The 257-nt window shown below is 41.6% G+C and carries 1 protein-coding gene; it reads right to left on the bottom strand.

Annotated features, from left to right (window positions below; all coding sequences use genetic code 11):
• Positions 1–257, bottom strand: a 257-nt coding sequence (locus MN204_RS20985; RefSeq protein WP_249872984.1) for a M20/M25/M40 family metallo-hydrolase, incomplete at both ends; no start/stop codon positions are given.

Here is a 257-nt window from a genome sequence, read left to right as displayed (position 1 = left end):
CGATTATTTTATTCGGGTAAATATTTTGAATTTCATGCAAGTGTTGACCAAGTGTTAAACTTCCTTGCTCTTCATTCCCCTCCAACATTAATTCAACATCGTATGGCAATTGACCATAACGACGACGGTAAATCAGTAAGCCATATATTTGAATTAGCAGCTGACCTTTGTTATCCCCCGTACCGCGTCCCCAGAAACGCTCATCAGCTACAGCAAGCTCAAATGGTGGCGTACGCCATTCATTTTCATTTGTTGGC

The sequence above is a fragment of the Oceanobacillus saliphilus genome, from assembly GCF_023522835.1.
GTDB lineage: Bacteria > Bacillota > Bacilli > Bacillales > Amphibacillaceae > Oceanobacillus > Oceanobacillus saliphilus.
The sequence above is the reverse complement of the archived record's forward strand: the minus strand, read 5'-3'. Positions and strand labels throughout refer to the sequence as shown.